Origin of the sequence: Aeromonas sp. QDB18, assembly GCF_027705325.1 — a bacterium.
In the GTDB taxonomy this organism is placed as follows: Bacteria; Pseudomonadota; Gammaproteobacteria; order Enterobacterales; family Aeromonadaceae; genus Aeromonas; species Aeromonas caviae.
The window spans coordinates 54,523-62,922 of sequence record NZ_JAPDBQ010000007.1; the positions used below are offsets into that span (position 1 = coordinate 54,523).

Here is an 8,400-nt window from a genome sequence, read left to right on the forward strand (position 1 = left end):
GATCAGGCCTGTTGCTGGTCGGCCAGCCAGTTGGCGATCGTGACGAACTGCTCGAGGGAGAGATTCTCCGGGCGCAGGTTGCCATCGATGCCAAGCTCGGTCAGCTGGGCGTCGGTGATGAAGTTGGAGAAGCTGTTGCGAATGGTCTTGCGACGCTGGCCGAAGCCTTCGGTGCAGACCCGGTTCAGGCAACGAATGTCTTTCGCGACGATAGTCGGGTTCTTGTGCGGGATCAGACGCACCACGGCGGAATCCACCTTCGGCGCCGGCTTGAAGGCGCCCGGACCCACTTCCAGCACCGGCACTACCTGACAGTAGTACTGGGTCATCACGCTCAGACGGCCATAGGCCTTGCTGCCCGGGCCGGCGGCCAGACGCAGTACCACTTCCTTTTGCAGCATGAAGTGCATGTCCTCCACCCGGTCGGCAAATTCGCACAGGTGGAAGATGAGCGGGGTGGAGATGTTGTAGGGCAGGTTGCCGAAGATGCGCAGCGGCCCCTTGCCTTCCCCCATCAGGGTACTGAAGTCAAAGCGCATGGCATCGGCTTCGATGACGGTCAGCTTCTCTTTCAGGGTGGGGTGTTCGCGCAGACGTGCGGCAAGATCCCGGTCCAGCTCGACCACGGTCATCTTGTCCATCTGGGCAGCGACCGGCTCGGTGAGCGCGGCCAGACCCGGGCCAATCTCCACCAGATTCTGACCCGGTTGCGGGTTGATGGCGGCCACTATCTGGTCGATCACATACCGGTCGTGCAAGAAGTTCTGACCGAAACGCTTACGGGCCGTGTGGCCCATGTGCACCTTACTGCTCATATCTTTTTTTCTCTACCATCTGGATGGCGTGGTTGATCGCGGTGGTGAGGCTGCCGGGGTCTGCCAGGTTCTTGCCTGCCAGATCCAGCGCGGTGCCGTGGTCCACCGAGGTACGGATGAAGGGAAGTCCGAGGGTGATGTTGACCGAGTTGCCAAAGCCCTTGTACTTGAGCACGGGCAGCCCCTGATCGTGGTACATGGCGAGTACCGCATCCGCATCCTTGAGGTATTTGTCCTGGAACAGGGTATCGGCCGGCAGCGGGCCGACCAGATCGATCCCTTCCTGGCGCAGGGCGGCCAGGGCGGGTTCGATGACATCGATCTCTTCACGGCCCAGATGACCCCCTTCCCCGGCATGGGGATTGAGGCCGCAGACATAGATCCGGGGCTGCTCGATGCCGAATTTGCGCTTGAGATCCGCATCCAGGATGCGGATCACCTTGCCAAGGCGATCCTCGGTGATGGCCTTGGCCACATAGGCAAGGGGAATATGGGTGGTCGCGAGGGCCACTCTCAGCCCTTCGGTGGCTAGCAGCATCACCACATCGGCGGTGTCGGACTGCTGGGCGAAGAACTCGGTGTGACCGCTGAACGAGACGCCAGCCTGGTTGATGATCCCCTTGTGCACCGGCCCGGTCACCACGGCGGCAAATTCGCCGTTCAGGTTGCCGTCGCAGGCGCGCTGCAAGGTAGCCAGCACATAGGCGCCGTTGCCCTCATCCAGCTGGCCTGGCACCACGGGGGCGCCGAGCGGCACGGGGCAGACGGTCAGAGTCCCCGCCCGCTGCGGACGGGTGGGGGCGTTTTCGTCATAGGGTTCAAGCTCGACGGACAGCCCCAGCAGGGCGGCCCGTTCGCGCAACAGGGCGGGATCGGCGATCACCACCAGCTGATGGGGCCAGGCCCGCTGGGCAATCTGCAGCACCAGATCCGGGCCTATGCCAGCCGGTTCACCCGGGGTGATGGCAAGCCGGTGGCAGCTCAGCTGTGCCTCGGCGTGCCCTGGATGCGCCTTGTTCATCTGCTTGTCGCCCATCAATTGGGTTCGATCTGGATGTAGGCTTCGTCGCGCAGCTCATCCAGCCAGGCCTGGGACTCTTCGGCGAAGCGGCGGTTGAAGATGAGCTGGTAGGCGCGTTGCTCCTGGGCCTTGCCGGTGGCGTCCTGGCTGCGGCGATCCTCGAGCTGCACGATGTGCCAGCCGTGGCTGGTGCGGAAGGGTTCGCTGATCTGGCCCGGTTGCAGGCGCCCCAGCATGTCGCGGAATTCCGGCACATAGACGTTGGGATCAGACCAGCCCAGCTCACCACCCTGCACCGCAGAGCCCGGATCCTCGGAGTATTTCTCTGCCATGCTGGCAAAGCTGGCCTTGCCGCTCTTGATGTCGTGCAGGATGCCGTCCAGGGTGCCCTTGGCCTTCTCCTCGCTCAGGATGATGGAGGGCTTGATCAGGATGTGGCGCGCCTTGACCTCGGTCTGCATGACCTGTTGCTGACCCTTGGTGTCGAAGATCTTGATGATGTGCAGACCGGCGCCGGAGCGCAGCGGGCCGACGATGTCACCCTTGCCGGCCCCTTGCACGGCTTCCGCCATCAGGGTGGGCATCTCCTGCGGGCTCAACCAGCCCCAGTCACCCCCTTCCAGCGCCTTGGGACCGTTACTCTCGGCAATGGCCAGCTTGCGGAAGTCGGCCCCCTCTTTCAGGGACGCCAGAATGCGCTCGATCTTGGCCTTGGCAGCGTTGAGCTGCTCGGCATTCGGGTTGTCCGGCAGCGCGACCTGGATATGGCCGATATGATATGACGTCTGCTGCTGGCCCTGTTTGCTCAGGGCTTCGACCACCTGCTTGACCTCCTGATCGGAGATGTTGATGCGACGGCGGACCTGGCTGCGGCGCACCTCGTTCATCAGGATCTCGCGGCGCACCTCCTCACGGTACTGGGCGTAGGTCAGGCCTTCCCGCTCCAGCTGGGCGCGCAGTTGCTCCAGATTCATCTTGTTGTCGGCGGCGATGCTCTGAATGGCCTGTTCCAGCTGGGTGTCACTGATCTTGAGCCCCTGGCGCTCCGCCAGTTGCAGTTGCAGGCTCTCCTGGATCAGGCGATCCAGTGCCTGCTTGCGCAGGGTGACGTCATCGGGCAGGGACTGGCCGCTCTCCTGGGCGGAGGCCTTGACCTTTTGCACCAGGGCCTCCTGCTGACTGGCCAGCACCACATCCTTGTTGACCACGGCAAGCACCTTGTCCATCAGCTCGGGGGCGGCGAGGGCACCCTGGCTCATGACTCCGAACAGGCCTGCGGTCAGCAGGGAAATCAACGTCTTCTTCATATCCATCTCTCAAGGCGTTTGCCAGACCGGTTACTGGTCTCGCAGGTTAAACGGACGAATGTAAGGCAGTGCTTCGGTGTCCAGGGAGGTGCCCTTGGAGCCGGTACCCACGCTACCCAATCCTTTCATTTCAAATTGAATGCCGAGGCTGCGCTCGGACGTCGGGGTCAGGTTCACGTTGTCTGGCGTGTTGACCCATTCCAGGTTGAAGTTGATGCTCCAGCAGCAGGAGTCGTATTTCAGACCCACCTTGCGGTCCACTTTGACGTTCTGGTTGAGCTCCTGATAGTAGCCGCCATAAAGGTGCCAGCGATCGTCCAGCGGGGTGGTCAGCAGCAGGCCGATCTGGTTGAGATCCGTCACCTGGCCCTTGTGGTCCAGGTCGTAGTTGGCATCCCGTACGAAGCGGTGGTTCAACTGGCTGATCAACTTCTCGTGACGGTATTCCAGTGCGCTGTTGGCAGAGCTTATCTGGCGCTGTTCCATATCATATTGTGCCCCCGCATGGGCATACCACTGCTCGTTGATCTTGGCGTCACCCTCGAACGACAGCGGGGAGCGGGTATTGGTACTCAGCTCATCGCTGCTGTAAAGCTTGACCCTGGGCGCCACGAAGTCGAAGGCTTGGGCAACGGCCAACCGGATTCGTTCATCCCCGGCCGGATCATAAATGCGGGTGGTGACCCCCAAGGAGAGCCGGTTGGAGTCGCTGATGCGGTCCAGACCGGCGAAGCGGCGATCGCTGAAGAGGCTGTAGTAGTCCTGGCGCATGGTGGTGGAGTCATAGACACCGATGTTGTCCTGATCCTTGTAGGGCACATAGAGGTACTGGAATTCAGGCTCCAGGGTCTGGTTGGCACCCTCGCCAAACCACTGCTGATCCCGCTCGAAGGTCATGCCGCCCTTGAGACGGAACGAGGGCAGTACCCGGGTGATGGTCCCCTCTTCCAGGGTGACGTCGCCGCCCTCTCTCGGGGTGAAACGATTGGTGAAGGTGCTGCTCATCTGGTCAGGCACCGTCTGGTCGTAACGGGTGTACATCAGCTTGTACTGGCTGTCGAGGAAGTAACCCGCCTCGTCAACGAGGGGGATGGTCAGGGTGGGGGCCGTGTAGACTCGGGTGCCGGTGTAGGCTTCACCCTTGTTCTGCTCGATGGCCTGATCGTTGTTGTAGCCGAAGTTGGTCAGCTCGGTATTCCAGGCCAGATCGTACCAGCTTCCCTGCTGGTAGTAGTTGTGGTTGATGCGCGGCATCAGCTCGTGGGGCTGCTGGGCGCTGGCCAGCAGGATCTGGTAGGTCCGTACCTCGGCATCGAGGTTCCAGTTCTGCTGGTAGTAACCCGCCTTCAGGGATTGCTGCAACTGGTTGTCGACCTGGGTCCCCACCTTGGGGGTGAAGTCGTTGAAGTAGTTGTAGTCCTGGTCCCGTACCTTGGTGTAGTCCACCGACACCCGCATGGCGTTGTCCATGAACATGGAGGTGTGGCGGGCACTGAGCAGGTAACGGTGACCATCAGAGAGATGCTGATTGAGGCTGGCCGTCTCGTCGTACTGCTTGTCGTCCGCCAGGTTCTCGAAGTAGAGGCTCCCCACGTGGGCCGGGTCCGGCATGTAGCGGAACTCGACCTGTTCCATCAGGCCCCGTCTGTCCATGAAGCGGGAGGTGATGGTGGCATCGTAGTTGGGGGCGATGTTCCAGTAGAACGGCTGGGTGATGTCCATACCGTTCTTGGAGCTTTGGGTATAGCCCGGGTAGAGCAGACCGGTCTTGCGCTCATCCTTGATGGGGAAGTTGATATAGGGGAAGTAGAAGACCGGATAGTCATAGAGCCAGAGGCTGGCGTTCCAGGCCTCCCCAAATACCTCGGACTGATCGATGTCGATGCTGCCGGCCTTCAGGGTCCAGGCCTCCTGGCCCGGTGGGCAGGTGGTGTACTGGGCCCCTTCCAGAGTGATGTTCTGGTTGTTGTTGGTCATGGTCACCTTTTCGGCGAAGCCGCGCACCGGTGAGCCATGGACCTGATACTTGCCCTCTTCCAGCTCGGAGTTCTTGGTGTCCAGGTTAGATTTCAGGGTTTTGTCGCTGGTGACCGTGATCTGGCCATCGTTGTAATAGATGTTGCCGATGGCGATGACATCCCGGCTCTTCTGGTCGAGCTGGGCATAGTCGGAGTCGAACTTGCGCACGCCCTGGCGCACCTTGACGTCACCCTCGTAGACGGCGGTACCGCCCTGCTTGGCCTCCAGGCGATCGGCATCCACCTCGACGGGCTGGGCATTGGCGTCCTGGTCCGCACTGGGCTTCTCTATCTTGGGAACATAGTCATAGCAGAGGCTGTCGAGGATCCCGGTAGCGGGTGGCGCATTGAGTGGCGCTGCCTGGGCCATGAGCGGGCTCAGGGCAGGAACAAGGCTGATGGTCAGGGCGATGGGACAGGAGTATCCCAGTGTCCATTTTGTCATGTGAAAGGCTCGCGCAATCCGTAGTAAAAACGGTGGATTCAGGGCATGCATTTTATGTCAGGATCCATCGAGTTGACATTGCATGTCATTGCTTTATGTTAGCCGGCAATGATAAAGCATTATTGCGGCCAGGGCTAACAGCCAAGTGCTGCTTTCCAATTTGGTTCCCGACTCATGCACGATCGCGCTTCCCTGCTTTTGCAATGGGCTCGCCGGATTTCCGGTGACGCCAACCTCTCGTTGACGCTTATTTCCGGTGACGCCAGTTTCCGCCGCTACTTCCGGGGCGGCGGTCTGGTGTGGGTGGATGCTAATCCGAAAACCGAAAAAAATCATGAATTCGTTCGCAATGCGGCCGCCCTGCACGATGCGGGGCTGCTGGCCCCCGAGGTAAAGGGGGTCGACTACGAGCAGGGATTGCTGGCGGTGACGGATCTGGGGGATACCCAGCTTATCGGCTGCCTCAACGAAGAGAGCGTACTGGCCTGGTATGGCAAGGCCATCGCCCTGCTGCCAGGGCTCGGCGCCGTGGCGCTCGAGCTCGAGCCCTTCGATGAGGCCTTCATGGCCCGGGAAAATGCCATCTTCCCCGAGTGGTTGCTGGGACATCACCTGCAACTGGCCCTGAGCGATGAAGAGCAGCAGTTGCTGGCGGAGACCTTCGCCTGCCTCACGGCGAGCAACCTGGCCCAGCCACAAGGAGTGATGCACCGGGACTTCCACAGCCGCAACCTGATGGTGTGCGGCGGGATGAACCCGAAGGAGAGCGACCTCGCCCTTATCGACTTCCAGGACATGGTCATCGGGCCGCTGAGCTATGACCTGGTCTCCCTGCTCAAAGATTGCTACGTGCGCTGGCCGGGCGTGGTGATCGAGCAGGGCATGCGACTTGGCTTCGACACCCTGCAAGGGGCCGGCCTGCTCGGCAATCTGGACTATGCCGCGTTTCGTCGCGCAGCCGATCTCACCGGCATGCAGCGTCATCTCAAGGCGGCGGGCATCTTCACCCGCCTCTATCACCGCGATGGCAAGTCCGGCTACCTTAAGGACATTCCCCGTACCCTGGGCTACGTCGTTGATGTCTGTCGCAGCCATGGCGCCGCCTATCCGGTGCTGGCCCGCTTCGGCCAGTGGCTGGAGCAGGTGGTGCTGCCCGGATTGGCGCGCACCGGGGTGACACCATGAAGGCGATGATCCTGGCCGCCGGGCGCGGCGAGCGGATGCGTCCGCTCACCGATCTGCTGCCCAAGCCGCTGCTGGCGGCGGGGGGCAAGCCGCTCATCGTGCACCATATCGAAAAACTCAAGGCAGCCGGCGTGACCACACTTGTCATCAACCACGCCTGGCTCGGACACAAGCTGGTGGCGGCCCTCGGCGATGGCAGTGCGCTCGGGGTATCCATCCACTGGTCGGCCGAAGAGAGCGCGCTCGAGACCGCCGGCGGCATCGTGCAGGCGCTGCCCCTGCTGGGCTGCGAACCCTTTCTGGTGATCAACGGCGATACCTGGCTCGACCTGGATTATCGCGCTCTGGTGAACCAGCCGCTTGGGGACGATCTCGCCCACCTCTGGCTGGTGCCCAACCCTCCCCAGCATCCGCAAGGGGACTTCTCCCTGCAAGCGGGTCGGGTGCTGGACACCCCGGCCCTCACCTTCAGCGGCGTCGGCCTCTATCACCCCGCCGCCTTTGCCGGCTTGCCCTGCGGGGCGCGCAAGCTGGCCCCCCTGCTGCGCGACTGGATGGCGCTGGGACGGGTGGGTGGCAGCCTGCTGGCTGGCGAGTGGCGCGACATCGGCACAGTGGATCGGCTGCGCGAGCTGGACGAGCAACTGCTCGCCGGCACCCATTAACATCACGAGGTCTTGAACCATGCGTATTTGGGGCAAGGTGCTTGGCACCTTCTTCGGTTTTCTGCTCGGCAACATCTTCGGTGCGCTGCTGGGCCTGTGGATCGGCCATCGCTTCGATCGGGGCATGGGGATCCGCGGGGCCTTCCAGCGGGCACCCAGCCAGCAGCAACAGGCCGTCTTCTTCCATGCCACCTTCGCCGTCATGGGCCACATCGCCAAGGCGAGCGGCCAGGTCACCGAGCACGAAATACGGGTCGCGTCCAACCTGATGGACAGGATGCGGCTGGCCGGAGAGCAGCGGGTACGGGCCCAGGAGTCATTCCGCCAGGGCAAGGAGAGTGACTTCCCCCTGCGCGAGACCCTGGCGGAGTTTCGCCAGGCGAGCCTGGGGCAGCGTGACATCCTGCGCTTCTTCCTCGAGGTCCAGCTGCAGGCCGCCTTCGCCGACGGTCAGGTGGAGGCGAACGAGCGGGCCATCCTGCAAACCATCGCCGACGAGCTGGGGTTCAGTCGCATCGAGCTTGCCCGCATTCTGGCCATGGCCGAGGCCCAGATGAACTTCTTCCACCGTCAGCAACAGCAGGGCGGTGGCCAGGGGCAGCAATACCGTCAGGAGCCCCCCTCCCGGGATCGCCTCAAGGATGCCTATCAGTTGCTCGGGGTGAACGAGAGCGACAGCGATCAGGAGATCAAGCGCGCCTATCGCAAGGAGATGAGCAAGCATCACCCTGACAAGCTGGCCGCCAAGGGATTGCCCCCCGAGATGATGGAGATGGCCAAGGAGAAGACCCAGGAGATCCAGCAGGCCTGGGAGTGGATCCGCGAGGCCCGCGGTATTCGCTGAGCCCTGTGCCCGCCATAAATAAATGGTTCATCGCGGCTTTCCGGGGAAGGCCGCCTTGATTTTCAGAAAAAAGTATTCTGAGTCCCTAAATCCATATGCC

At 62.0% G+C, this 8,400-nt stretch carries 7 protein-coding genes; 3 read left to right on the forward strand and 4 right to left on the reverse strand.

What is annotated here, in order from left to right; all coding sequences use genetic code 11:
- Positions 1 to 2: 2 nt before the first annotated feature.
- Genes rsmA through lptD form a run of 4 tightly spaced genes read right to left on the reverse strand, consistent with a single transcriptional unit; the run spans position 3 to position 5,606 of the window.
- Positions 3 to 815 carry a 16S rRNA (adenine(1518)-N(6)/adenine(1519)-N(6))-dimethyltransferase RsmA gene (gene rsmA, locus OKC30_RS02685; RefSeq protein WP_010673207.1) on the reverse strand — a complete coding sequence of 271 codons (813 nt, stop codon included), beginning with the start codon at positions 813 to 815 and terminating at the stop codon, positions 3 to 5.
- On the reverse strand, positions 805 to 1,800 hold the full coding sequence (gene pdxA, locus OKC30_RS02690) for a 4-hydroxythreonine-4-phosphate dehydrogenase PdxA (RefSeq protein ID WP_080988577.1): 996 nt from the start codon (positions 1,798 to 1,800) through the stop codon (positions 805 to 807). Before pdxA ends, rsmA begins: the two co-directional genes overlap by 11 nt.
- Positions 1,801 to 1,850: 50 nt before the next feature.
- Complete coding sequence (gene surA / locus OKC30_RS02695; RefSeq protein WP_010673209.1) at positions 1,851 to 3,143, reverse strand: peptidylprolyl isomerase SurA; 1,293 nt, start codon at positions 3,141 to 3,143, stop codon at positions 1,851 to 1,853.
- Between the two features lie 30 nt (positions 3,144 to 3,173).
- Entirely contained in the window at positions 3,174 to 5,606 is a 2,433-nt protein-coding gene (lptD, locus tag OKC30_RS02700; RefSeq protein WP_039040025.1) for an LPS assembly protein LptD, read from the reverse strand.
- Positions 5,607 to 5,780: 174 nt separating this feature from the next.
- Here lptD and OKC30_RS02705 point away from each other — a divergent pair, with 174 nt between their 5' ends.
- The 3 genes from OKC30_RS02705 to djlA are packed head-to-tail and all read left to right on the forward strand — an operon-like array spanning position 5,781 to position 8,300.
- A complete protein-coding gene (locus OKC30_RS02705; RefSeq protein ID WP_160837495.1) occupies positions 5,781 to 6,791 on the forward strand; it encodes an aminoglycoside phosphotransferase family protein in 1,011 nt (336 codons plus the stop codon).
- Entirely contained in the window at positions 6,788 to 7,456 is a 669-nt protein-coding gene (murU, locus tag OKC30_RS02710) for an N-acetylmuramate alpha-1-phosphate uridylyltransferase MurU (protein WP_039040027.1), read from the forward strand. The genes OKC30_RS02705 and murU overlap by 4 nt, the downstream gene beginning before the upstream one ends.
- Positions 7,457 to 7,475: 19 nt before the next feature.
- The gene (gene djlA / locus OKC30_RS02715; RefSeq protein ID WP_039040028.1) at positions 7,476 to 8,300 is read left to right on the forward strand and encodes a co-chaperone DjlA; all 825 of its coding nucleotides are present in this window, start codon (positions 7,476 to 7,478) and stop codon (positions 8,298 to 8,300) included.
- Positions 8,301 to 8,400 lie beyond the last annotated feature (100 nt).

What these genes read in the sequence shown, in the direction of transcription:
- murU (WP_039040027.1), top strand. Translation starts at nt 6,788, where the DNA reads ATGAAGGCGATGATCCTGGCCGCCGGGCGCGGCGAGCGGATGCGTCCG.
- OKC30_RS02705 (WP_160837495.1), top strand. Translation starts at nt 5,781, where the DNA reads ATGCACGATCGCGCTTCCCTGCTTTTGCAATGGGCTCGCCGGATTTCC.
- djlA (WP_039040028.1), top strand. Translation starts at nt 7,476, where the DNA reads ATGCGTATTTGGGGCAAGGTGCTTGGCACCTTCTTCGGTTTTCTGCTC.
- surA (WP_010673209.1), bottom strand. Translation starts at nt 3,143, where the DNA reads ATGAAGAAGACGTTGATTTCCCTGCTGACCGCAGGCCTGTTCGGAGTC.
- lptD (WP_039040025.1), bottom strand. Translation starts at nt 5,606, where the DNA reads ATGACAAAATGGACACTGGGATACTCCTGTCCCATCGCCCTGACCATC.
- rsmA (WP_010673207.1), bottom strand. Translation starts at nt 815, where the DNA reads ATGAGCAGTAAGGTGCACATGGGCCACACGGCCCGTAAGCGTTTCGGT.